The organism is Kitasatospora sp. NPDC052896 (genome assembly GCF_044547075.1).
Classification (GTDB): domain Bacteria; phylum Actinomycetota; class Actinomycetes; order Streptomycetales; family Streptomycetaceae; genus Kitasatospora.
The window spans coordinates 359,741-384,044 of the sequence record NZ_JBITZU010000003.1; the positions used below are offsets into that span (position 1 = coordinate 359,741).

Sequence of the window (24,304 nt, forward strand, 5' to 3'; positions counted from 1 at the left end):
GTATAAATCGCACCAGGACAGAATCGGAAGAGAGCGGTTGCAATGGAAGGCATGTCGCAACGTGAACAGCTCGCCAGCTTCCTGAGGTCGCGTCGGGAGATGCTCAGTCCCCGTGACGTCGGCCTCGATCCGGGGCCCCGACGGAGGACTCCCGGCCTCCGGAGGGAGGAGGTGGCGCAGCTGTCCGGAGTCAGTGTCACCTGGTACACCTGGCTCGAACAAGGCCGGGACATCGGCGTCAGCCGCCAGGTGCTGGACAGCCTGGCGAACGCCATGCGCCTCACGGCCGCCGAGCGCCGCCACCTCTTCACGCTCTCCGGGACCGCGCTGCCGACCGAGCAGCCGCAGGAGATCACCGTCAATCCGACCCTCCAGGCCCTGGTGCGCACCCTCGCCCCGAACCCGGCCCACGTGATCAACTCGTGCTGGGACCTGCTCGCCTACAACGACGCCTACGCGGAGCTGGTCGGCGGCCTGGACAACCTCCCGGAGGAGGAACGCAACAGCATCTGGCTGCTGTTCACCCGGCCCTCGCTGCGGACCGTGCTGATCGACTGGCAGCGCGAGGCCAGGGAGATCCTGGGGCAGTTCCGCGCCTCGGTCGGGCGCCGGCCCGACGATCCGCGGGCCGGCGCGCTCATCACCGCGCTCACCGCCGCCAGCCCCGCCTTCGTGGCCATGTGGTCCGAACACCCCGTCCAGGCCTTCACGCCGGCTCAGAAGCAGTTCCACCACCCGCTCGCCGGGCGGGTCAGTCTGAACTACGCCAAGCTCTCGGTCGCCGACGACCTCAACCAACATCTGGTGGTCTTCCTGCCGGCCACCCCCGAGGACGCCGTCGGCCTGGAACGACTGCTCCGCGCCCGCGACCCGAAACCCTCCGAGTGACGCCGAAGAGGGCCTGCCCCGCCGGTGAGGCGGGGCAGGCCCTCGGTGCTCCGGGCTTCGATCAGCTGGAGAGGACCGGATGCTCCTCGGTCACCGTCATCGACCGGTCCAGCCCGCCGAGACGCAGCGCCTCGCGGACCGGCTCGTTGGCGCCGTCGATGATGAACTGGGTCCCGGGGCGCATGTGCTGCTGCGCGAAGGCCAGGCAGCGCACTCCGCCACCGGCCAGCGTGCCGAGCTCGGAGACGTACAACACCAGGCGCTGGAGCGGCCGCCCGGCGGCCTTCTCGATGAGGGAACGCAGCAGCGGGACGTTGCGCTCCTCCAGGTCGCCGGCGAGGTGGAGGGTTGCGGTCGTGCCGGAGAAACCGAGATGTGCCTCGAAAGCCATGATCATGTCCTCTCGTCGGGATGGGCTGCCAGAACGACCACCGAGTGGTCCGCCACCCGCAGCGTCGTGCTCTCCAGAGCCGGTTCGCGTCCTGCGGGATGACTGTCCGCTCCGGCGTCGGCAGCGGTGTCCATGCACAGGTGCCACCGGGTGCCCGTCGGCGGGGCCGGCGGACGGACCGTGCGGTGGCGGTCACCGGTGTTGGCGGTGACGAAAACGGTGTCCGCCTCCCCCGCCGGTTCCCGCTGGTGCAGCAGGACCGCCAGGAGGGTGGACGAGTCGCTCCAGTCCGGCTCGTCGGGCCGTTCGCCGTGCCAGCTCACGGGCGGGTGGCTCCAGCCCGTGGGCGGCTCGCCGACCGGATGCCGGCGGCCACGCAGCACCGGGTGGGCCTGCCGCAGTGCCGTGCAGTGCCGGACGAAGCGCAGCAGGTCGACCTGTGTGCCGGTGGCCGACCAGTCGAACCAGCTCACCGGCGAGTCCTGGCTGTAGGCGTTGTTGTTGCCCTGCTGGGTGCGGGCGACCTCGTCACCCGCCAGGAGCATCGGAATGCCCTGGCTCAGCAGGAGCAGCAGCAGCGCGTTCCGCTGCTGCCGCCGTCGCAGCCGTCGCACCCCGGGGTCGTCGGTCGGCCCCTCGTGCCCGCAGTTCCAGCTCTCCTCGTCGGGGATGCCGTCCTGGCCGCCCTCGCCGTTGGCCTCGTTGTGCCGGCGGTCGTAGGAGGTCCAGTCCGCGAGCGTGAAACCGTCGTGGCACGTGATGTAGTTGATCGAGGCCGCGGTGCCGCGCTCGCGGTAGAGATCGGGGGAGCCGATGAAGCGGCCGGCGAACTCCTTGGTGCTACCCGGGCGGCCCAGCAGGAACCGCCGGATGGCGTCCCGGTAGCGGCCGTTCCACTCGCTCCACCGACCGTAGGACGGGAAGCACCCGACCTGGTCGACGCCGGTGGCGTCGGTGGCCTCGGCGATCAGCAGGCAGTGCGCCAGGACCGGGTCGTGGGCGACGGCCTCCAACAGGGGTGGATCGTCGAGCAGTCGCCCGTCGGTGCCCCGGGCCAGGATCGAGGCCATGTCGAAGCGGAAGCCGTCGACGTCGAACCGGGTGACCCAACCGCGCAGGCAGTCCAGGATGAGGGCCCGCGTCACCGGATGGTTGGCGTTGACCGTGTTGCCGGTCGCCGTGAGGTTCAGGTGGTCGCCCTCGGGAGTCAGCAGGTAGTAGGCCGGCGCGTCCAGTGCGCGGAACGACAGTGTCGGACCCCGATGGTTCCCCTCGGCGGTGTGGTTGAACACCACGTCGAGCACCACCTTGATTCCCGCCCGGTGCAACTCCGCGACGAGCTGCCGGAGTTCGGCGTCCGCCCCGGCCGGGGTGGGATCCGCGGCGTAGGCCGTCTTGGGCGCGAAGAACCCGACGGTGTTGTAGCCCCAGAAGTTGCGCAGCGGCGCTCCGGTCTCCGGGGACGTGTAGGTGTTGTCGGTCTCGTCGAACTCCGCGATCGGCAGCAGTTCCACACAGTTGACCCCGAGTTCCCGCAGGTACGGGATCTTCTCCCGCAGGCCCGCGAAGGTGCCCGGGTGGCGCACTCCCGAGCTGGGGTGGCGGGTGAAGCCGCGCACGTGCAGCTCGTAGATGACGAGGTCCTCCGCCGCGGTCCCCGGCCGCGGCACGTCCGGCTGGGAGTGGTCAACCACGAGCTGCGAGCGGTAGTCCGGGCGCTCGCCCCAACTCCCGCCGCCCGCCAGGCCGCGGGCGTACGGGTCGAGCAGCACCGGCGAGCGGGTGCCGGCGGCCTGGCCCGGGTACGGCTCGACGCGGAAGCCGTACCCGACCCGGGCCGGGTCGAGCCCGGACACCCGCAGGGTGAAGACCGAGCCGACCCGGTAGCGGTCCGGGAAGGGCAGTTCCGCCAGCACGGTACCGTCGTCCGGGTCCATGAGCACCAGCCAGACGCGCTCCGAGACGGACGAGTTGACCGCGAAGTTGATCCCGCCCGGCACCACGGTCGCGCCCAACGGCAGCGGCCGGCCGGGCCCCGACGACAGGCCGCCGATCGGGTTCCGGAGCCGGGCCGGCCCGGTCGCGCTCCTCATGGGCTACTCCCTCACCGGGCGCAGTCGGGCCTGGACGATGTGCCGGGACTGGCTCTTCGGCAGCCGGACCGTCATGCTCTCCGGGTCGAAGTCGGTGTACGGCGCACCGTCGATGCGCACCGACTCGAGCACCACCCGGCCGGCCGGCAGGACGTCCGGGGCGACCCGGAGCAGACCCTGCGGGTACTGGGCGTCGCTCTGCGGGCGGAACCAGAGGTCGAGCGGCTCGCGGTGGACCAGCAGCCGGGTGTAGACCTCGGCGAGGTAGCACAGCTCCGCCTTGTGGTACATGCTCATCGCATGGCTGCCCTTGAGCCGTTCGTTCCCCAGGTGGTAGGGCAGGCCGTCGGCGAGGACGGTGAAGTGCACGCCCCCCTCGTCGTGGTCCAGGAAGTAGGCGTTGTAGAAGGCCGAGGACTCGTGGGCGTGCCGGAGGAAGTCCTGGTCCCCGGTGTGGCCCGCCAGCACCAGGTAGGCCAGGATCGCCTGCTCCTGCTGCCACCAGGCCTTGCGGTCGTGCCAGACGAACGCGTGCCGGCCCTCCTCCGGGATGCGCTGGACCATGTCGTACCAGCCACCGCGCTGCGGGTCCCGGCCGACCTCCGGCATCGTGCGGCCGATCTGCTGGGCCAGGGCGCGGTACTCCACCTTCGGCAGGGTCGCCTGCATCCGCATCAGGTTCCAGGCGATCTTCAGGTTGTGTCCGACGACGGCCCGGTCCTGCTGCCAGCCCCACTCCCGGTCGGGTGTCCAGTCCGCGTGGAACCGCTCGTTGACGAACGGGCTCCGCTCGTCGGAACGGTCCGGCATGTGCGTGACGATCATGTCGAAGGTGTGTTCCAGCATCCGGCGGTAGCGCTCGTCGCCGGTCGCGAGGAACAGGTTGAACAGGTAGGCGGGGGCGTGGTCGCCGACCGAGTTCCAGTTCTTGCGCGAGCGGTTGGGACCCAGCGAGTCATGGTGCGGGCTGAGCGTCACCGGGTCGATGTGCGAGTAGTAGCCGCCGAGCTTGGGGTCGGCGAAGAACCGCTCGAAGAGGCGGACGGTGCCCTCGATGTCGGCGAGGATGGCGGGGCTGCCGGTGGCACGGTAGGTCTGGGTCAGCCCGACCAGCGCGTAGATCTGCTCGTACGCCGGGATCGCGCGGTAGTCGTCGCCGAACTCGGAGGCGAAGAACTTGTGTTCGCGCGGCCCCTCGAGGTCGATGCCGTGGTACCAGTAGACGACGTCCTCGGCCGGGTCCTGGAACCGCATGTGGTCGTGCAGGTACTGCGATCCCCGCTCGGCGACGTCGAGGAAGTCCTCCTCCCCGGTGAGCATGAACGCCGTCGCCATCCCGTACAGCATCCGGGAGATGGTGTCGGTCTCCTGCACATGGGTCAGGGTCTTCTCACCGCTCCTGCGGATCTCCGTCCGGTAGTCGGCGAAGTCGATCCGCGTGGTGCCGAACTGGGAGCGCCGGTAGAAGCGGGCCAACTGCCTCAACTGTTCGGTCCACCAGCCCGGTTGCTCGTACGGCGGGCGGACGTCGGACTCCGCCACCACGATGAGCTGGGTGGACTGGAAGTGCAGGCCGGACTCGCGCGGGTAGACCGGGCCGTAGCTGAACACGAACGCCCCCGGCTGCAGGAGCTCGTCCAGTCGACCGGTGACGTCCTGGTAGGGCTGGCCGAGGTTGCGCAACTGCTGCGCGAACGTCACGTCGGTGAGGTGGACGGTCACCTCGCGGCCGTCCGGCGTGCGCAGTTGGAGCCGCTGCCCGTGGCGGCCCAGCACCCGCCCCGCGACGCTGTCGGAGAAGGAGAAGGCCAGGTCCGTGGTCATGACGCCAACACCAGCGGGGTGTCGAGCACGTCGATGACGGCCCGGACCAGCAGGTGGCAGTGATCGACCGTGCGCCCGGTCACCAGATCGCCGTCGACGACCACGTCCTGGTTGGCGTAGACCGCTCCCATGTTCCGGACGTCACCGACCAGGTTGTTGTGGCAGGTGACCTGGCGGTCGCGGACGAGTTCGGCGGCGGCCGACATCAGCAACAGCCCGTGGCAGGAGAAGGCCTTCACCACGTGCGGCAGCCGGAACGCCCGACGCATGAGGTCGACCGCCGGCGCCGGCTGGTCGACGTCCTCGCTGTAGCGCAGCCGGTCGGCGACCATGCCGGAGGGCACCACCAGCGCCGAGTACCGCGACAGCTCCCCGTAGTCGAGGGACTCCAGGTCCTCGGTGACGGTGAGCGGGGCCCGGTGTTCGTGGCCGGTGAAGGTGAGCGAGGGCTGTCCCCACAGCCGGGTCAGCAGGACGACCTCGGCGCCCTCCTCGGCGAACCGGCGCCGGTAGTAGGAGATCTCGTCCTCGACGAAGTCGCTCTCCACGAGGATCCCGATCCGCCTGCCGATGAGGCGCCCAGGCGATACCGATGTGTTTTGGGTCATTGTGTTGTCCTCGATTCGTGTCGGATGGGTGCGCGCCGCTCCGCCGCCGGTCCACGGGAGCGGACCGGCGGCGGAGGGGTCAGACGCCGGCGAGCGCGCCGCTCAGTGCGGGCTGCTGCACGGCGATGCCGCGGATGCGTGGTTCGCCGTTCTGGAGGACCACCCACCAGGTCTGTCGTCCGGTGTCCCGCTCCGGCCGTACCGGGACACCGGCGGCCTCCCCCGTCGCGGGCGTGATGGTCACCTGGGCGTGGATGGGCGACACCAGGCGGACCTCGACCTCGTCGGCGCTCCCGCCGCCGGCCGCCAGGCCCGCGGCCCCGGCCTCCTGGTACCAGGTCTGGAACTCGCGGACACCGCGGACCGTGTGTCCGGGCAGCTCCAGCAGCAGGCCGTTGGCCAGGAGCGGGAGCAGCTCGGCCGGAGAGGCCCGGCGAGTGAGCGCGGAGCGCCACTGCTCGACGAGCCGGTGGACCCCGTCGGTGGAGAGTACGGACCGTGCGCTGACCGATGTCATGGCAGTGCCTTCCTCTGTTGATCGGATGGACCGGTTCTGCCGGGCCCGGCGGATCAGTCAGTGGCCAGGTCGATCAGGTAGGGGCCGTCGTGCCCCAGCATCGCCTCGACGGCGTCCTCCACCTGATCCAGCCGGTCCACCCGCCGGCCCGGCACACCCAGCGAGCCGGCCAGCTCGGCGAAGCGGATGTCCGGCTTCGACAGGTCGAAGGCCGCTGGGTAGGCGTGCGCGGCGATGCCGAGCTCGCGCCAGTACTGCTCGATGTTCAGGTCCAGCAGCCGGTAGCGGCGGTTGTTGCAGATGACGAACTTCGCGTCGATACCGTGTCGCGCCGCGGTCCACAGGGCCTGAATGGTGTACATGCTGCCGCCGTCGCCGGTGAAGCCGACGACCTGGAGCTCGGGACGGGCCAGCTTGACGCCCAGGGCTCCGGGAATCCCCACCCCGAGCGAGCCGCCCCGGGTCTGGAAGAACCGGCCCGGCACGCGCGGCGGGAGGAACTTCGCCAGCGCCCCGGAGGCGGTCAGCGACTCGTCGAAGACGGCGAGGTCGGCCGACGCCCGTTCGGCGAGCACATGGACGAAACGCTCCAGGACCGAGCCGTCCTCCGCCGGAGCGGTCGGTGCCGGGTGGTCCGGCCGGGCGGCCCGGTAGGGCCGCCGGCGGTCCAGTTCGCCGGCCAGCGCGGCCAGGGTGAGCTTGGGGTCCGCCACCACGCCGAGCTCCACCGGGAAGTTCTTGGCGATCTCGTAGGCGTCCAGGTCGACGTGGACGATCCGGGCGCCCTCGCGGAACGGACTCACCAGTGAGGGGAACACCTCGGGGAACACGTAGGTCCCCACGATCAGGACGGCGTCCGCCTCCCGCACCACGCGGGCGCTGTCCGCCCCGAACATGTGGCCGAGCTGGCCCCCGTACAGCGGGTGGGTCGTGTCGATGTTGACCTCGGAGGAGTTCACTCCCCACACCGGTGCGCCCAACCGCTCGGCGACCGCGGTCAGTTCCTCCTGGGCACCGCTGGCGGCGACCCCGTCGCCCATCAGGATGAGCGGCCGTTCCCCCGCGAGCAGGGCCTCGGCGGCCTGCTCGACCAGGGCCGGCGCGGGCGCCACCCGGGTGTCCGGGATCGGGGTGGGCACCACCGGCTCGGCGGTGACCTGGTCGAGCACGTCCGCCGGCAGCACGACCACGACCGGCCCCCGGGGCGGCGTCATGGCTATCTTGACCGCGCGCCGGAGCACCCGCAGGGTGGAGGCCGGATCCACCACACGCGTGGCGTACTTCGTCACCGGACGCGCCATCGCCACCAGGTCGGCGGCCATCTGGGCGTCCATGGAGTCGTACCGGACGCCGGCCTCGCCCACCAGGACCACCAGCGGTGAGCCGCCCCGCTTGGCCTGGTAGAGCATGCCGATCCCGTTGCCCAGTCCGACCCCGCTGTGGAGCTGGACCAGGGAAGGCCGCTGGGCAGCACGCGCATAGCCGTCTGCCATACCCACCGCCACTGCCTCGTGCAGAGCCAGCAGATAGGACGTCTCGGACCGGCCGGCCTCGTCCAGGAATCCCTGCTCGACGGTTCCCGGATTACCGAACATGTAATCGATGCCGTCAGCCGCGAACTGCTCGTACATCGCGATCTTCCCTGGTCTTGCCCGCACCTCGGTTCTCCTTTCCAGAATTCGGACCGGTGGTTACCAGCCGTATCGGCGCAGACCGCTTTCCAGGGTCTGCACCAGCAACTCACCGCTCAGAATCGAGTCGGGAGTGGACCGCGCGGTGACGAACGGGAAGTCGACGATCACCGAGGTCTCCTTGCCCACGTTGCCGTGGAAGGCGCCCTCAGGACCCGTGGCATCGCGCAGGATGTACTCCAGCGGGTACGGCGGCGGACCCATGTTGAAGTTCACGCCGAGGAATCCGGTGCCGTCCTTGTAGTCGTACTCCTTGGGGTGACCGGTGACGTGCTTGCCCCACAGCAGGCTGGTCCGGGTCTCCAGGTCCCGGGCGAAGGCCAGCACGGCCACGCCGTAGCACTCGGCCAGGATCGGCTTGTCCGCGGCGGCGAAGGCGAGCACCACCTCGTGCAGCCGCTCGTTGTTGGCCAGGTCGACGATGGGACCGCTGCCGCCGACGATGACCAGGGCGTCGAACCCGGCGATCAGGTCGGCGGTGGCCGTGCCGAGCCGGCGGTGGTAGTCCTCCAGCTCACGCAGGTGGTTGAGCGCGCTGTAGTAGGGGCGCTCGGGGATGATGTCCTGCAGGCTGAGCGGGTTGTCCAGGCGGCTGGACTCGTCCAGGGCACGGGCCTTGCGGGCCATGTCCCGGGTGGTGACCGATCGACCCAGCGGCGGGTCGATGTAGTCGGCGTCCATGCTCGGGGGCAGCGCGTGGGCGCGCTTGCCGGTGGGGGTGGCGAAGGTGATGCGGTACCCCTGGGCGTCGAACGCGTCGACCGGGCCGACGAGTTCCTCTCCCCAGTAACCGTATTCGGAAAGCACCACCAGGATTCGCTTCGACAAAATTCCTCCATGGCTCGTGGATTGGACGCGGTCGATTCCCCGGACTTCCCTGAGGTGTCGGCGAATTCCGTTCGCCGGACGACTGCGTGACACCTACTCAATCGGCTGGGCGCTTCCCCCGGCAAGGTCCGGCCCGGGCCGGGCGACCACTTGTCGAAGTTGACCGTGTCGCCGAACCGGGCCCGGTGCCGGTCCGCCGACTTCGCGGAGTCCGCACAGTACGCGGCGGCTTCCCCGGCGGGCCTTTCTTCCGCCTTTCACCGCTCCACATGATGACGACATCACAGGAGAAGAGGTGACTGATCATGCTTAGTCGGTTAGCAGTCACGGATGTCCGCCCGGCAGTCGACGGCGGCCGGTTCCCGGCCAGGGCCGTCGTGGGCGAGCACATTCCGATCGAGGCCACCATCTGGCGTGAAGGACACGACGCCCTCGCCGCGGCGGTCGTCTGGCGCCGGCCGGACTCCACCGCCCCGGGCACCACTCTGCCGATGTCGCTCGCCGACCCCGGCAACGACCGCTGGACCGCGACGGTGGTCCCCGACCAGCCCGGCATGTGGACGTACCGCGTCGAGGCCTGGAGCGACCCCTGGGCGACCTGGCGCCACGGGATCCGGGCCAAGCTCGCGGACGGCCGGTCGGCCGACCAGCTCGGCAACGAACTCGAGGGCGGCGCCCTGCTGTTGGAACGGTACGCGGAGCTGGCCGAGCCCGACCAGGTGCCGCGACTACGACTGGCCGCGGACCGGTTGCGCGACCAGAACGCGACACTCGGACAGCGGGTGTCACCCGCGCTGAGCGCGGAGACCGGCGCCGTCGTCGCCCGGAGCCCGCTGCGGGAACTGCTCACCCGCGGGTTCACCCACCAGATCTGGGTGGACCGCCCGTTGGCCCTCGCCGGCGCCTGGTACGAGCTGTTCCCACGCTCGACCGGCGGACGGGACGGCGCGGGCCGTCCCGTGCACGGCAGCTTCGCCACGGCCGGCGCCGAACTGCCGCGGATCGCGCGGATGGGCTTCGACGTGGTGTACCTGCCGCCGATCCACCCGATCGGCCGGAGCCACCGCAAGGGCCGCAACAACACCCTGACCGCCGGCCCCGAGGACGTCGGTTCGCCCTGGGCCATCGGCTCCGAGGACGGCGGCCACGACGCCGTCCACCCGGACCTCGGCACCCTGGCGGACTTCGACGCCTTCGTCGGCCAGGCCCGGGAGTTGGGCCTGGAGGTCGCTCTCGACCTCGCCTTCCAGGCCTCCCCCGACCACCCCTGGGTCCGCTCCCGTCCGGAGTGGTTCACCACCCGGCCCGACGGCACGATCGCCTACGCCGAGAACCCGCCGAAGGCGTACCAGGACATCTACCCGCTGAACTTCGACAACGACCCGAGCGGGCTCTACGCCGAGCTGCTCCGCATCGTCCTCTTCTGGATGGCGCACGGGGTGACGGTCTTCCGGGTCGACAATCCGCACACCAAGCCCGCCGAGTTCTGGCACTGGCTGATCCGCAAGGCCAAGCAGCACGACCCCGACGTGTTGTTCCTCTCCGAGGCGTTCACCCGTCCCGCCGTCCTCCAGGGCCTGGCCAAGGTTGGCTTCACCCAGTCCTACACCTACTTCACCTGGCGGACGACCAAGCAGGAACTGACCGACTACTTCACCGAGTTGTCGGAGACCATCGACTTCCTGCACCCCAACGCCTTCGTCACCACACCCGACATCCTGCCCGCCCAGCTACAGCCGGGGCAGCCCGCGGCCTTCGCCCTGCGCGCCGCGCTCGCCGCGACCCTCTCCCCCAGCTGGGGCGTCTACTCGGGCTACGAGCTGTACGAGCACCAGGCGTTGGCCGAGGGCGGCGAGGAGTACCTGGACTCCGAGAAGTACGAACTGCGGCCCCGGGACTTCGCGGGCGCGCTGGCCGAGGGACGCAGCCTGCAGCCCTGGCTGACCGCCCTCAACCGACTCCGGCGCGAGCACCCCGCGCTGCGCCAACTGCGCCAACTGCGCTTCCACACCATCGACAACGACGCGCTGATCGCCTTCTCCAAGACCGACCCGGCGACCGGCGACACCGTGCTGTGCGTGATCAACCTCAACCCCGAGCAGGTCGAGGAAGGTCTACTGACCCTCGTTCCGCCCCTGCCGGGCGTGGAGCCGGACGGCACTGTCGCCGCCCGGGAGGCGCTCAGTGGCGAGGCCGTCCGCCTGGGCGGCGGCACCGTCAAGATCGACCCGGCCGATTCCGTCGCCCACATCTACACCTGGAGCAGCCATGGCTGATCTCACCGACGACGGACTCGTCGTCACACCGCAGGCCGAGGACTACGACACGGCGCGCGCCATGCCGGTCGAGCCCGAGTGGTTCAAACGGGCCGTCTTCTACGAGGTACTGGTCCGGTCCTTCTTCGACAGCAACGGCGACGGCACCGGCGATCTCCGGGGCCTCACCTCGAAGCTCGACTACCTGCGGTGGCTCGGGGTCGACTGCCTGTGGCTGCCGCCGTTCTACGCCTCGCCCCTGCGTGACGGCGGGTACGACATCAGCGACTACCGCGCGGTGCTGCCCGAGTACGGCACGATCGACGACTTCGTCGAGCTGCTGGACGCCGCCCACGCGCGGGGCATCCGGGTCGTCGTCGACCTGGTGATGAACCACACCTCGGACCAGCACCGGTGGTTCCAGGAGTCCCGGCAGCATCCGGACGGTCCCTACGGGGACTTCTACGTGTGGGCCGACGACGACCAGGGCTATCCCGACGCCCGGATCATCTTCGTCGACACCGAGGACTCCAACTGGACCCACGACCCGGTGCGCGGCCAGTACTACTGGCACCGGTTCTTCAGCCACCAGCCCGACCTCAACTACGACAACCCGCGGGTCCAGGACGCCATGCTCGACATGCTGCGGTTCTGGCTCGACCTCGGCATCGACGGCTTCCGGATGGACGCCGTGCCCTACCTGTTCGTCGAGGAGGGCACCAACGGCGAGAACCTCCCGCGCACCCACGAGTTCCTCAAGCTGGTGCGCAAGGTGGTGGACGACGAGTACCCGGGACGCGTGCTGCTCGCCGAGGCCAACCAGTGGCCCACGGACGCGGTGGAGTACTTCGGCGACCACGGCACCGGTGGCGACGAGGCCCAGATGGCCTTCCACTTCCCGTTGATGCCGCGCCTCTTCATGGCACTCCGCCAGGAGAGCCGGACGCCGATCTCCGAGATCCTCGCCCGGACACCCGTCATCCCGGCCGGCAGCCAGTGGGGCGTCTTCCTGCGCAACCACGACGAGCTGACCCTGGAGATGGTCACCGACGAGGAACGCGCCTACATGTACGCGGAGTACGCCAAGGACCCGCGGATGCGGGCCAACATCGGCATCCGCCGCCGGCTCGCCCCGCTGCTGGACAACGACCGACGACAGATCGAGCTGCTGACCGCGCTGCTGCTCTCCATGCCGGGCTCGCCGATCCTGTACTACGGCGACGAGATCGGCATGGGCGACAACATCTGGCTGACCGACCGGGACGGCGTGCGCACCCCGATGCAGTGGACACCCGACCGCAACGCCGGCTTCTCCACCGCCAACCCGGGTCGGCTGGTGCTCCCCGTGATCATGGACCCGACGTACGGGCACGCCTCCGTCAACGTCGAGGCACAGCTCTCGGTGGAGTCCTCGCTGCTGCACTGGACCCGCCGGATGCTGACCGTGCGCCGGTCGCATCCGGCCTTCGGGCTGGGGACGTTCGAGGAACTCGACACCGGCAACCCCGGCGTGCTCGCGTACGCCCGACGACTGGTCCGCCCCGGGCGCCCGGACGACCTGGTGATCTGCGTCAACAACCTCTCCCGGCACCCGCAACCGGCCTCCCTGCGACTGGCCGAGGCGGTCGGCCTGGTCCCGCTGGAGCTCACCGGCAACGTGCCCTTCCCCGTCGTCACCGACGAGCCCTACCAGGTGACGCTGGCCGGTCACGGATTCCTCTGGCTCTCCCTCTCCCTCCCTGGCGAGGCGTCATGACGACCCTGTTCGAGGCCCTCCCGGCGCCCGGGCTCACCGCCGCCCTGACCCACTGGCTCCCCCGGCAGCGCTGGTTCGCCGACAAGGGAAGGTCGGTGCGCCGGGTCGCCCTCCTGCACCAGCTCCCCTTCGCCGAGGCCACCGAGGCCGGCGGACCGGCGGGCGCGCTCGTGGTGGTCCGAGTCGACTTCGTGGACTCCGCCCAGTCGACCGACTACCTGCTCCCGCTCGGGGCACGGACGGTGCTGCCGTCCGGGCTCCGGATCCAGGCCGTCGCGGAGCTGCCCGGAGCGGTGGTCTACGACGCGCTGGAGGACCCGGAGCTGGTCACCCGGCTGGTCCGGCTGATCGCCGCCGGCGAGAGCGGTGGCGGGGTGCGCTTCGAGCCCGAGCTGCCCGCCTTCCGGCCGTCCGAGCAGCGCCTGGCCAGCCGACGGCTGGGGGTCGAGCAGAGCAACAGCTCGGTGGTGGTCGACGACCAGTACCTCCTGAAGGTCTTCCGCAAGCTCGTCCCCGGCACCAATCCGGACCTGGAGCTGCAACGACTGCTCCGGGACGCGAAGTCCACCCAGGTGCCCCGGCTGCTGGGTGCCGTGGAGGGCCCGCTCGGGGCGGGTCACGCCACCTTCGGCCTGCTCCAGGAGTACGTCCCCGCCGCCACCGAGGGCTGGCAGCTCGCGCTCACCGACCTCAGGCGGCTGCTCGAGGGCGAGCGGCCGGCCGGCCAGGACGAGCCGGCCGGTCCCTTCGCCGCCGAGGCCGCCCGGCTGGGCGCGGCGGTCGCGACGGTGCACGACGAACTCGCGGCACTGGGTGGGACGGTGTCCCTGCGGCGGGCCGACCTCGCACTGATCGCCGGCCGGATGACCACCCGGCTGGACGCCGCCCTGGAGCTGGTACCCGAGCTGGCGGTCCATCGCGACCGGGTGCGCGCCGTGTTCGCGGCGGTGGCCGACCTGTCGCCGGAGCTGGCCGGGGACGTCCAGCGGATCCACGGCGATCTGCACCTCGGCCAGGTCCTGCGGTCACCGTCCCGGTGGCTGGTCATCGACTTCGAAGGGGAGCCGGCCGCCCCGCGGGCCGAACGCGGCGCGATGCACCCGCCGGCCAAGGACCTCGCCGGCATGCTGCGCTCCTTCGACTACGCGGCCCACCACCAGCTGCAACAGTCCGCGCTGGGGGTCGCCCTCGACCGCCCCGGAACGCTGGTCAGGCAGTGGACGACGGAGAATCAACTGGCCTTCTGCACCGGCTACGCCTCGGTCAGCGGTCGCGACCCGGGCAGCCATGGAATTTTGCTGACGGCATATCAGCTCGATAAGGCTATTTACGAGTTGTGCTACGAGATCCGCAATCGACCCGGCTGGGCCTGGATACCACTGAGCGCGGTGGGCCGACTGCTGACCCCGTCGAGAGCGTAGCGACTCCGGCCGTGATCGTTGGATGCGCGGCCGACTCGGGTTGCCCACACGCCACACAGTCGGCCGCGTACTCCTACCCGAACCGGACAACTCTCGGCCATTTTCGGAACGCCCTTCAACAAGACCGTTCAGCATGTGTTTACTTGGGGCAAGCCTGCAGCATGTCGATCGCCGATCCAGGGAGGTAGAGCCATGATCGAACCACCCTTCGCCACTCGGCCACGGGGGGAACTTGCCTGCTGGGAACGGCTGCGGGCGGGGGAGCGCAGGTCACGGCGGCGCCCCGGGGCATTGGGTGACCGGATACCGGGACGCTCCGTTCGGGCGACCAAACCAAACCGATCGGTTTGTGCTGATGTGACGATCCATCAGCACTCCACCGGCCCGACCCAGAAGAATATCCCGGGAAGTATATTTCCCCTTTCAAAAACGTATGCATACGATCCGCATCGTATCGCGATTACGTTAGGTGGCCATTGCATGACCAACAGTCCTAGATAACCATGGTGCCCATCGGTGCCGAAGTTACTGGCGTGAACAGGGGGTAGAAAGTGTCAGTTCAGGCAGGCATAGTCAGACCGCTTACTGCATATGACAGCCTATCTGCGTACGCTAATGAAGTGTTCAGCCCGATGCTACGAGCTGATCAGCGACGCTGGGCCGAAGTATATCTCCGTGGATTACTGCTCGCCGACGGAAAGAAATCCGTCCGGCGAATAGCCGACAGTGTACGGATCTTTCGCGCCAACCAGTCCCTCCAGCAGTTCATCAACCAGAGTCCGTGGGAGTGGCAGCCGGTGCGCGCGCTGATCGCGAAGCGGGTCGAGGCCGTCCGGCCACCCGCGATCTGGCTGATCGAGCGGCTGGTGATCCCCAAACGGGGAGACCGCTCGGTCGGCGTGCAGCGCCGCTTCGTTCCCGAGGTCGGCCGCACGGTCAACAGCCAACTGGCTTTGAGCGTCGCCCTCGTGTCGGATTCCGGGAGCGTTCCGGTGAACTGGCGGATCGCCCTCGCCAACGCCTGGTCCAAGGACGCCGATCTGCGCCGGGCCGCCTACATCCCGGATTCCGCGACCGGAAAACCGGAGTGGGCGGAGGTGTCCGACATGGTGGACGAGATGGCAACCGGCTGGAGATTGTCGCCCGCGCCGATCGTGGGTGACGTGCGGCACCTCCCCGACGCCATGCGGCTGCTGTCCAATCTGGCCCGCCGGGGGATGAGTTTCTGTGTCCAGGTGGAGGGGTCGTTCCCCGTGGTGGGGACCGACTACCTGCCCCTGGCGGCGCGCCACGAGGCCACCGCACTGCCGGTCGGCCCGCAGGCCCTGGTGAGCGTGCAGCAGCACCTGGGCGGCACGGGGGCGCAGTTGCCCCGGACCTCGCAACGCACGCTCCCCGGGCTCGACCCGCGGCGTACTCGGATCGTGTCCTCGCTGGCCCGGATCCCGCTGCCCAAGAGCTCCGGCAACGGCGCCACCCAGATCGTGCGGGTGACCGGCGAGCTGAGCGGCCGGGACGGCCTCTCCAGATTCTGGGTCACCAACATGACGCACCAGAAGCTGGACGACGTGATGGCCCTCACCCGACTCGCGCAGCACAGCCGGCGAGAGGTGGAGACGGGCGCGTCGAGATTCGGGCTGCGCGACTTCGAAGGACGCTCCTACCCCGGGCTGCACCACCACCTGACCATGGTGTCGGCGGCCTTCGGCTACACCGCGATCGATCACGAGAGCGCGCTCGACGATGTCCTGAGCTCGTAGGAGGTTCCCAACGACTGACGACCACGACCGAGTGGCCGGAGGTGGAAGGGCATCGGGGCACCACGACCCCGAGCACCGTCCGGTGTCCAGCGCCCGCACCCCGGTGATCCGCGGGCCCATGGTCTGTGTCCGAGACCGGACGCAGGCCATGGGCCCGCGGATCAGTGCCGATGTCGTTCCCGACCGCTGCCCATGGGCGGTACCGCCCCTTCGATGTCCGGGTCCACGAGTCCGACCGCGGGGACCGTCCGACGCGGTCGCCGGAAGCCGAACTCTCCCTGGGAGGTGGCCCGTTGGTAGCGGCCGGAAACGGTCGCCCAGGGGCGCGGACTGGTGTCGCGTTCGAACCCCACCAGGAACCAGCCCGTTCCCGGGCCGACTACGGCCCCCAACTCCCCTACCAGTAGCGGGACATGGGAGCCGGCGGTCATCGGGTCATCGCCGCACCCCCTTCACCGGGGCCGCCTTGTGCGAGGCGTGGCGGTGCGTGCCCTTGCCCGCGAGGAGTTGCCGGACCAACTGGTGCAGCGAGACCACGGCGGTGATCGGCGGCAGGCCCGCGACGATCACGTCGGGGGCGGTGTGGGAGACGTCGGCGACACAGAGCCCGGTCGCCACGGTGGAGAAGACGACCACCACGACCCAGGAGTGCATGGGCCGGCGTCCGTCCAGGGCGGCGCGCAGCACCGACAGGCAGCCCACCAGCCACGGCCCGTAGACGATGAGCGGCCACAGCTGCGACAGCCCGCGCGGCACCCGGGTGAACGCCAGGTCCCGCAGCGGGTCGTAGGAGAGCAGCCAGCCCAGCACGCACACCGCGATCACGGTCACGGCGGTGAGCACGCCGAAGAGCGAGCCGAGCACCTGCGACCAGGTGGCCGTGAAGAGGCGCGCGCGCCGCCGGTGCCGGGGCACCGAGGGGACGGCGGGGCCGGCAGCGGACGGCCCGGGGTCGTCGACGGGAGTGCGGGGACGCGGAACGAAACCGAGGCCATCGGGGTCCCAGGCGCCCAACGCCTCGATGGTCGGATAGGGGTACAGGTCCTCCGGGTCGAACTGCACGGTGCCCCCGTGCGGGGGGAGGAACTCGCCTCTCGGGTCATACATGGCACCCTCCGTACCCTTGCCGCTCTCGCCGCCCCGGCCGCCCTCGCCGGCCGGCGGTCGTCCGCTCGGCGCGCTCCGCGGCCGTCATGCACCACTCAGGGCCGGGTCCACGCCGCAGCGCCTGGCGAAGTCCTCCTCCAGCGAACGGATCGTCCGCAGGAAGTCGGCCAGCTGGCGGGAGCAGTGCCGCAGCACGACCCGCTCGCCGTTGCACGACAGGTACCCGGTCCGCACGTCCCCCGCCGGGTTCCGCCGGTCCGGCACGAAGAGCCACTTCCCAAGACTGGTCACCGGCTCCTGCGGCGGATGATGCGGCGGAGCCATCGGCTGGCACATTGAACTCATGCCCCCATCAACGAAACGGCTTCCCGGACCCGTGTCCGGCATCCGGGCGTCGTTCCATATTCAGCATTCCGACTGCTCGCCGAAACTACCCGGCACGAGCATGACCTGGGTAATTTCGGAGCATCATTATCCGGAATTCATAATCGATCCTGCTCGTCGAAATTCCCCAGGGCCCGCCACATGCCGTCGTGGAATTTGTTGACCCGCCCGCAGCACGGCGATTCGTGGCCGGCCCGGACCGGCGCCGGTCGGTCGCGGCGGTGCGCGCGGCGCTCCGTGCCCGAGAGACCGGCACACATCGAAGTTTGATGATGATACTTTTTTGCTGGCGCACTCCCGGGCAGCCGCCCCACAAGATTCCACCGACCCCGCCCACACTGCGCCATTCGGGTTGGATTCGCCAGGGATATTTGTCCCGGGCATTTTCCACGACTCCCCCCGATCGGGTCACCCCGAGCCAGCCAAGCAGACCCGGTGGCGTCCGACAACCGATCCGTCGCAACCGGACGGACCACCCCCGCACTCCGCCGCCGTGAGCACCGAGATACTTTCCGTCATTCCTGGTCACCACCCGATCCGGACGGCCGCGCATAGTTGATCAACAGGCGTCGTTCCATATGAGTTTCCGGCAATGCTCGCCGAATCTCCCCAGTGGCGCGGGGCATGGCGCAATCCGCCCGAGCACGGTGCTCCCTGAAATTCCCCAGGGTCGCGGACCGGGACGACCTTGCCCGTTCCGCCATTCGCTCTGCCGCGATCGTGTAGCATTCACGGCCGCGTCGGGTCCAGCCGTAATTCAGGGGCCCGTCCGCGGAGGGAAGTCCGGTTTGTGAGGGGCAACGGATGCTCACCAAGGAGGAATACGAGGATGTGCGGGAACTGCAGCGGCAGGGGTGGTCCATCTCGGCGATCGCCCGGCACCTGGGGCGCGACCGCAAGACGGTGAGGTCCTATCTGGGCGGGGAGAAGATCGCGGGGGTCCGCAGTCCTGCCCAGGACGAGTTCTCCCGGTACCTGCCGTACTGCCGGCAACGGCTCACGGACGATCCGCACCTGCCGGCGTCCGCGCTCTTCGACGAGGTCGCGGCACTGGGCTATCCGGGTGCTTACTCGACCTTCACCCGGGCCCTGCGCAAGCACCAGGTCCGGCCGACCTGCGCGTTCTGCCGCTCCGCCAGGTCGAGCGAAGACGGCAGCGCCCCGCGGCCGGCGGACGAGAAGGTCCGGTTCGAGTGGCTGGAGCTGCCCGACCCGCCCGCGGAGTGGGACGGCGCGAGCCCCGCCCGCCTGCTGCTGGGCTCGCTGGTCCGGCTGGACCGCTGGCGCGCGGTGATCACCGAGGGCGGGGAACTCCCGCACCTCGTCGAGGCCGTCGACCAGGTGCTGCGGGGGCTGGGGGGTACCACCATGCGCTGGCGGTTCGGCCGGACGCCGGCCGTGTGGTGCCCGAAGACCGGCCGGGTGACGCCGGCCTTCGCGGAGGTGGCCAGGTACTACGGCGTCTCGGTCAAGGTCTGCCGCGCCGACCGCGCCGGCGCCGCGGACCCAGCCCACCACGCGGCCGTCCGGAGCTGGTGGCAGACCGTGCCGACCGGCGGCTCGCTCTGGGCCGCCCAGGAGAGCCTCGACCGCTTCGCGTCCGCCCTGGACGGCCGGCGCCGAACGACCGGTGACCCGGGTCAACCGGTTTCCGGGGAGGCGCTGTTGGACCTGCCGGCCGCCGCGTACCCGCTCCGGATCTGCGTCGAACGTACCGTCGCGTCGCAGGGCCTGGTGTCCTACCGCGGCAACTCCTACGCGGTCCCGCCCGATCTCGCGGGCGCGTCCGTGCAGGTACGCCGACGTCTTGGCGAGCCGTTCCTGTCGATCACCACCACGAGCGGAGCGGTCATCGCCCGCCACCCGGTGGCGCCGCAGGGAGCGGGGCTGCGACTGATCGGCCGGGGCGGGGCCATCGTGCTGGACCGTCCCGCCCGCCCGGCCCGGTCCGAGGCCTCGTCCTGCCGGCGCGGCCAGGGCCACCGTCCGCTCTCCCCGGCGGCCCTGGCCGAGGCCGACGCCCTGCGCGGAGCCGGCTCGGCGCCGGGGCGCTAGCCGGCCGGGATCGGCCGTCAGTCGGTGGGCTTCTCCCAGATCGAGACGTGCTGGCGGCTCTCGCCGGTGAAGGGCTCCCGCGTCCACCCGTCCCAGCGCTCGCGCAGCCGCAGCCCGGCGAGCTGGGCCATCAGGTCGAGTTCCGCCGGCCAGACGTACCGGAAGGGGATCGATCGGTACTCGCCGCGGCCGTCCACGACCTCGACGTAGTTCGAACTCATGGCCTGGGTGGCGACGTCGTAGAGGTCGAACGCCCACCGGGTCGGGCTCACCCGGAACGGCACCGCGTTCTGCCCGGCCGGGAGCCTCCGCAGCTCCGGGACCATCACCTCGACGACGAAACAGCCCCCGGGGTCCAGATGGGCCGCGACGTTGCGGAAGGAGGCCACCTGCGCCGCCTGCGTGGTCAGATTCATGATCGTGTTGAAGAGCAGGTACGCGACGGAGAACGTCCCGGCCACCCGGGTCGTCGCGAAGTCGCCGATCGTCACGCCCATCGCGTCGCCGCCCGGCTTGGCGCGCAGCCGGGCGACCATCGCCCGCGACAGGTCGATGCCGTGGACCGGGACCCCGCGGCGCGCCAGCGGCAACGCGACGCGTCCCGTCCCGACGCCCAGCTCGAGCGCCCGGCCCCGGCCGGCCAGCTCCGCCAGCACGCCGACCGTCGCGTCCACGACGCCCGGCTCGAACATCTCCGCCGACGACTCGTCGTACCTCGCCGCGACCCGTTCCCCGAAGTAGCCGTCCTCGTCATCCATGACCCGGACGGTACGGCGGAAGGCCGTTGCGAGGCACCCGAATTAACCGGCCGTCAGGAGAGGTGCTCCAGCAGTAGGGGGACGATCTGGTCCGCGTTGGCCTCGGGGAGCCAGTGGGTGGCGCCTTCCAGGGCGACGAAGCGGTACGGGGCGCGGACGTACTCCGCGGTGAGTTCCGCGGCCTCGCGGCCCAGGGCACGGTCGGCGGTGCCCCAGACGAAGAGGGTGGGCACGGTGACCTCGCCGACCGGGAGGTGCAGGTTCTCGCCGAGCGCGCGGTACCAGTTGAGCCCTCCGGTCAGCGGCCCGGGGTCGGACAGCCGGCGGACGTTGGACTCGGCCAGGTCGGCCGGCAGGATGTCGCGGTACAGGTTGCGCAGCGCGGCCGCGTCGTCCGCGAGCAGCGACTGTTCGGCGACGTGGCCGGGCGCCCGGAAGTGCTGGACGTACTCCGAGCGCTTCCGCTGGTCGCCCTCCCCGGTCATCGCCCGGTGGAGGGCCTGCGGGTGCGGGGTGGAGAGCACGGTGAGGGTGCGCAGCCGGGCCGGATTGGCGGCGGCCAGGGCCCAGGCCACCAGGCCGCCCCAGTCGTGCGCGACCAGGTGGAAGCGCTCGGCACCGAGTGCGTCGGCGAAGCCGAGCGCGTCCGCGACCAGGTGGTCCACCGCGTAGTCCGCGACGGCCTCCGGCCGGGCGCCCGGGGAGTAGCCGCGCTGGTCCACCGCGACGGCCCGGTAACCGGCCGCGCCGAGGGCGGCGAGTTCCGCCCGCCAGCAGTCGGCGAACTCGGGGAAGCCGTGCAGCAGGAGTACGAGCTCACCGGTGGCCGGTCCGGCGGCGAGTGTGTCGAAGGTGTGCGGTCCGACGGTCAGTTGGCTGGCGGCCAGTTCGGTCATGGGGCAACTCCGTTCCTTTTCGTGCGGGTTGATGGCTCACGGGAAGGTGTGTCGTGGATGACGGCGCATGGCGCGGCGGAGCGGGCGGGGCCGGCGTTGCGGGCCGCCGCGACACCGAGCAGGAACCTCGCCACGATGGCCGGGTCATGACGATCCGTGACGACCCGCTGGTGTGCCATGGTCACATCCTCACCGATGCGTGGCGCGTCGTGCACCGAAGTCGGCGCGCTGTGTCCTACCTCTCAGCAGGTCGGTCCCCGTGCCGAACAGCGCGAGGGGGACCGGGGCCCGGGGAGGGATCGTGGACGGACGGTGTCCTCGTGGGCCACACAGCCCGCCTCGGCCGGGCAGTGCGCCGCACGGGGTGCGCGCCGCCCGGCCGGGCCCGTCGCCGCCGTCGGACCCGACGGTGGCGGGGCGAGTGGGGCTGGAGTTCACCGAGTCGCCGTGTAGTGCTCATCCGCGGCGGCTCGGCGGGGGCGTCGGGGTCTCCTAGGGTGCGGGGCAAGGCGCCGGCGGGTCGCGGGTGCTGGTGAGTCTCCGGCCGTGCGGAGGTCGGAATCCCCTCGTCGAGCGGAAGATCCATGCACGTTCTCCAGCAGGCCCCACCCCCCGACACCACCGGATGCGCGCTGGAGCGACCGCTCCGGGCGCTGGTGATCACCGGGAGCGTCGGTGCCGGCCACAACGGGGCCGCGTTCGAGTTGGTGCGCCGACTGCGGGCGCGCGGCGTCGAGGCGAGCTGCCGGGACTACCTCGACGCGCTGCCGCGCCGGTACCAGCGGCTGTTGCGGGACGGCTACGAGTTCAGCGCCGGGCGCACGCCACGGGTGTTCGACTGGCTGTTCCGCAGCGAGGAGCACGACTCGGTGGTGCGCTCGCTCACCCTCTACCTGTGCCGGCTGGCCGGCCGGGAGCTGGCGCGCTGGGTCGGCGAGGGCGCGGGTTACGACGTGGTGGTCACCACCTTCCCGTTCGCCGCGCAGAGCCTGGGGATGCTGAAGGAGGACGGCACGCTGACCGCGCCCGTGGTCTGCTACCTCACCGATCCCGCGCCGCACCGTCTCTGGGTGCACCCCCGGATCGACGCGCACCTGACCGTCACCCGGGCCACGGCCGCCGAGGGCAGCGCGCGCTACGGCGTGCCGATGGCGGCCGCCGGCCCGCTCACCCCCGCCGCGTTCGCCGAACCGACCGACGCCGCCGCCCGGTCGGCGCTGCGCGCGGAGCTGGGCGTGCCGGCGGACCAGCGGATGGCGCTGCTGATGAGCGGCTCGCTGGGACTGGGAGACGTGCTGACCGGCGTCAAGGCGCTGCGGGCGGCGGACGGCACGGTGCCCGTCGTGCTCTGTGGCCGAAACGAGCGGTTGCGGCAGCGGCTCGCCGGGCTGTCCGGCGTGGTGGCGCTCGGCTGGCGCACCGACGTGCCGGCGCTGATGGCCGCCGCCGACGTGCTCGTGCACAACGCGGGCGGGCTCTCGCTGACCGAGGCGATGGTCGCCGGACTGCCGGCGGTGAGCTACCAGGTGCTGTCCGGCCACGGGCGCGCGAACGCGGCCACCCTGGCCCGGGCCGGGCTCGCCCCCTGGCCGCGCGACCCCGCCCGGCTGGCCGAGGCGCTCGCCCGGCAGGCCGCCCGCGGCCGGGTCCACCTGCCGCCACTGCCCGAGCAGCAGCAGGCGGCGCAGGTGGTCACCGAGTTGGCGCGGCGGTGGCGCGAGGAGGGGCCGACCTTCTCGGCCACCCGTCGGGGCGGTGGCATCCGGGTCGGGGCTCTTCGGGGGCGGCTGCGGCCGCGCCGGTCGTCCGTGGTCGCCGAGCCGGCCGCGAGTTCGGGGCGGGTGACCAGCGGGTGACCGGGCGGGTGACCAGCGGACGACCGCCTGGCGGGCCGCCGGTCACCGCGGTGCGCGGCTGCGGCGTCCACATCGTGGTAACCGGTTTGCCGGGGAGGTGCTCCTTACGTCAGACTCGAGCGCATGTCCGTTTCCAGCCATTCCGAGCCCTTGGTCTCGGCGCCGACCGGCGAGCTCGCCGGGTGTGCCGAGGCCCTTGCCATGCCGCCGTCCGCCAAGGGCGAGCCGGCCGGTGAGCGCGGGAGCTGGCGACGACGCGCGGACGGCGCTGCCACGGGAGGCCCCCCGGCCGGACCACCGTCCGGTCGAGGGATCGGACACCAGTTGCGGCGCCTGGGAAGCCTCCCGGCGCCGCTTCTCTGTGTGGTGGCCATGTGCACCCTCCAGGTCGGCATAGCGCTGAGCAAGCCGCTGTTCGGGCCGCTCGGCGTGGCCGGCGCGACCTTCCTGCGCCTGGGTTTCGCCGCACTGCTGCTGCTCGCGCTCACCCGGCCGCGGCTGCGCGGGCGGAGCCTGCGCGACCTGGCCTCGGCGGTACTGCTCGGGATGGCCTCGGCCGGGATGACCCTGCTGTTCGCCGGCGCGGTGGACCGGCTGCCGATGGGGACGGCGGCGACCATCGAGTTCCTCGGACCGCTCTCGGTCGCACTCGGGCTTTCCCGGCGGCTCGGCCAGCTGGCCTGGGCGCTTCTCGCGGGAACCGGGGTGGTGCTGCTGACCCTGCTCGGCGAGGGGACCGGCGGGTCGCGGCTCGACCCGGTCGGGCTGGGGTTCGCCTTCGGCGCCGCCGCCTGTTACGCCGGGTACATCCTGCTCACCAACAAGGTGGGCGCGGCGTTCGAGGGCTTCGAGGGCCTGGCGGTGTCGATCACCGTGGGCGCGCTGACGCTCGCCCCGTTCGGGCTCGGGCAGGCCTGGCACGGGCTGACCGCCTCCTCCTCCCCGGCGAGCCTGCTGCTCGGTGTGGCCGGAGTGGCACTGCTGCTGCCGGTGATCCCGTACGCGCTGGAGATGACCGCGCTGCGGCGGATGCCACAGCGGGTGTTCAGCGTGCTGGTCAGCCTGGAGCCGGCCGTCAGCGCCCTGGCCGGCCTGCTGGTTCTTGGCCAACTGCTCGGCGGGGCACAGCTGTTGGGGATCGCCTGCGTGGTCGCGGCAAGTGTCGGCGCGACCCTGACCGGCCGCCGGACGAACGCCTGACGGCCGGTCCTGGCCG

The 24,304-nt window shown here is 71.0% G+C and carries 19 protein-coding genes; 8 read left to right on the forward strand and 11 right to left on the reverse strand.

Annotation, left to right across the window (positions count from 1 at the left end; all coding sequences use genetic code 11):
- The first annotated feature begins 51 nt into the window (after positions 1 to 51).
- On the forward strand, positions 52 to 888 hold the full coding sequence (locus ACIGXM_RS10300; RefSeq protein ID WP_396558935.1) for a helix-turn-helix transcriptional regulator: 837 nt from the start codon (positions 52 to 54) through the stop codon (positions 886 to 888).
- 61 nt (positions 889 to 949) lie between these two features.
- On the opposite strand, the gene ACIGXM_RS10305 is transcribed toward ACIGXM_RS10300, so the two are convergent.
- From ACIGXM_RS10305 to ACIGXM_RS10335, 7 genes are all read right to left on the reverse strand, one after another.
- Positions 950 to 1,279, reverse strand: a complete 330-nt coding sequence (locus ACIGXM_RS10305) for an STAS domain-containing protein (protein ID WP_396558937.1) — start codon at positions 1,277 to 1,279, stop codon at positions 950 to 952.
- A 2-nt stretch (positions 1,280 to 1,281) separates the two neighbouring features.
- On the reverse strand, positions 1,282 to 3,372 hold the full coding sequence (locus ACIGXM_RS10310) for a glycogen debranching protein (protein ID WP_396558939.1): 2,091 nt from the start codon (positions 3,370 to 3,372) through the stop codon (positions 1,282 to 1,284).
- Between the two features lie 3 nt (positions 3,373 to 3,375).
- Positions 3,376 to 5,196 (reverse strand): AGE family epimerase/isomerase, encoded by a 1,821-nt coding sequence (locus ACIGXM_RS10315; RefSeq protein WP_396558941.1) that lies wholly within the window; start codon positions 5,194 to 5,196, stop codon positions 3,376 to 3,378.
- A complete protein-coding gene (locus ACIGXM_RS10320; RefSeq protein ID WP_396558943.1) occupies positions 5,193 to 5,804 on the reverse strand; it encodes a DJ-1/PfpI family protein in 612 nt (203 codons plus the stop codon). The genes ACIGXM_RS10315 and ACIGXM_RS10320 overlap by 4 nt, the downstream gene beginning before the upstream one ends.
- Positions 5,805 to 5,883: 79 nt before the next feature.
- The gene (locus ACIGXM_RS10325) at positions 5,884 to 6,321 is read right to left on the reverse strand and encodes a hypothetical protein (protein ID WP_396558945.1); all 438 of its coding nucleotides are present in this window, start codon (positions 6,319 to 6,321) and stop codon (positions 5,884 to 5,886) included.
- 53 nt (positions 6,322 to 6,374) lie between these two features.
- Positions 6,375 to 7,979: a thiamine pyrophosphate-binding protein gene (locus tag ACIGXM_RS10330; protein ID WP_396558947.1), complete on the reverse strand. Its 1,605-nt coding sequence runs from the start codon at positions 7,977 to 7,979 to the stop codon at positions 6,375 to 6,377.
- Positions 7,980 to 8,012: 33 nt separating this feature from the next.
- Entirely contained in the window at positions 8,013 to 8,840 is an 828-nt protein-coding gene (locus tag ACIGXM_RS10335; protein WP_396558949.1) for a type 1 glutamine amidotransferase domain-containing protein, read from the reverse strand.
- A 305-nt stretch (positions 8,841 to 9,145) separates the two neighbouring features.
- Here ACIGXM_RS10335 and ACIGXM_RS10340 point away from each other — a divergent pair, with 305 nt between their 5' ends.
- The 4 genes from ACIGXM_RS10340 to ACIGXM_RS10355 all read left to right on the forward strand — a co-directional run bounded on the left by ACIGXM_RS10340 (position 9,146) and on the right by ACIGXM_RS10355 (position 16,032).
- On the forward strand, positions 9,146 to 11,116 hold the full coding sequence (locus ACIGXM_RS10340) for a maltotransferase domain-containing protein (RefSeq protein WP_396558951.1): 1,971 nt from the start codon (positions 9,146 to 9,148) through the stop codon (positions 11,114 to 11,116).
- A gap of 61 nt (positions 11,117 to 11,177) precedes the next feature.
- A complete protein-coding gene (gene treS, locus ACIGXM_RS10345) occupies positions 11,178 to 12,851 on the forward strand; it encodes a maltose alpha-D-glucosyltransferase (protein ID WP_396559172.1) in 1,674 nt (557 codons plus the stop codon).
- Positions 12,848 to 14,272 (forward strand): hypothetical protein, encoded by a 1,425-nt coding sequence (locus ACIGXM_RS10350; RefSeq protein ID WP_396558953.1) that lies wholly within the window; start codon positions 12,848 to 12,850, stop codon positions 14,270 to 14,272. The genes treS and ACIGXM_RS10350 overlap by 4 nt, the downstream gene beginning before the upstream one ends.
- A gap of 620 nt (positions 14,273 to 14,892) precedes the next feature.
- The gene (locus ACIGXM_RS10355) at positions 14,893 to 16,032 is read left to right on the forward strand and encodes an IS701 family transposase (protein WP_396558955.1); all 1,140 of its coding nucleotides are present in this window, start codon (positions 14,893 to 14,895) and stop codon (positions 16,030 to 16,032) included.
- A 435-nt stretch (positions 16,033 to 16,467) separates the two neighbouring features.
- Here ACIGXM_RS10355 and ACIGXM_RS10360 read toward each other — a convergent pair whose 3' ends face one another.
- Together ACIGXM_RS10360 and ACIGXM_RS10365 are read right to left on the reverse strand one after the other, a co-directional pair.
- On the reverse strand, positions 16,468 to 17,139 hold the full coding sequence (locus ACIGXM_RS10360) for a DUF2637 domain-containing protein (protein WP_396558957.1): 672 nt from the start codon (positions 17,137 to 17,139) through the stop codon (positions 16,468 to 16,470).
- 84 nt (positions 17,140 to 17,223) lie between these two features.
- Positions 17,224 to 17,430: a hypothetical protein gene (locus ACIGXM_RS10365; RefSeq protein ID WP_396558959.1), complete on the reverse strand. Its 207-nt coding sequence runs from the start codon at positions 17,428 to 17,430 to the stop codon at positions 17,224 to 17,226.
- 897 nt (positions 17,431 to 18,327) lie between these two features.
- Here ACIGXM_RS10365 and ACIGXM_RS10370 point away from each other — a divergent pair.
- Entirely contained in the window at positions 18,328 to 19,578 is a 1,251-nt protein-coding gene (locus tag ACIGXM_RS10370) for a Mu transposase domain-containing protein (RefSeq protein ID WP_396558961.1), read from the forward strand.
- A gap of 17 nt (positions 19,579 to 19,595) precedes the next feature.
- Here the strand turns inward: ACIGXM_RS10370 and ACIGXM_RS10375 are convergent, their stop codons facing one another.
- Positions 19,596 to 20,336, reverse strand: coding sequence for a class I SAM-dependent DNA methyltransferase (locus ACIGXM_RS10375; RefSeq protein WP_396558963.1), 741 nt, complete (start codon positions 20,334 to 20,336; stop codon positions 19,596 to 19,598).
- Between the two features lie 53 nt (positions 20,337 to 20,389).
- Positions 20,390 to 21,232: an alpha/beta fold hydrolase gene (locus tag ACIGXM_RS10380; RefSeq protein WP_396558965.1), complete on the reverse strand. Its 843-nt coding sequence runs from the start codon at positions 21,230 to 21,232 to the stop codon at positions 20,390 to 20,392.
- A gap of 584 nt (positions 21,233 to 21,816) precedes the next feature.
- Here ACIGXM_RS10380 and ACIGXM_RS10385 point away from each other — a divergent pair.
- Positions 21,817 to 23,088 carry a glycosyltransferase gene (locus ACIGXM_RS10385; RefSeq protein WP_396558967.1) on the forward strand — a complete coding sequence of 424 codons (1,272 nt, stop codon included), beginning with the start codon at positions 21,817 to 21,819 and terminating at the stop codon, positions 23,086 to 23,088.
- 372 nt (positions 23,089 to 23,460) lie between these two features.
- Positions 23,461 to 24,288 carry an EamA family transporter gene (locus ACIGXM_RS10390; RefSeq protein ID WP_396558969.1) on the forward strand — a complete coding sequence of 276 codons (828 nt, stop codon included), beginning with the start codon at positions 23,461 to 23,463 and terminating at the stop codon, positions 24,286 to 24,288.
- The last annotated feature ends 16 nt before the right edge of the window (positions 24,289 to 24,304 follow it).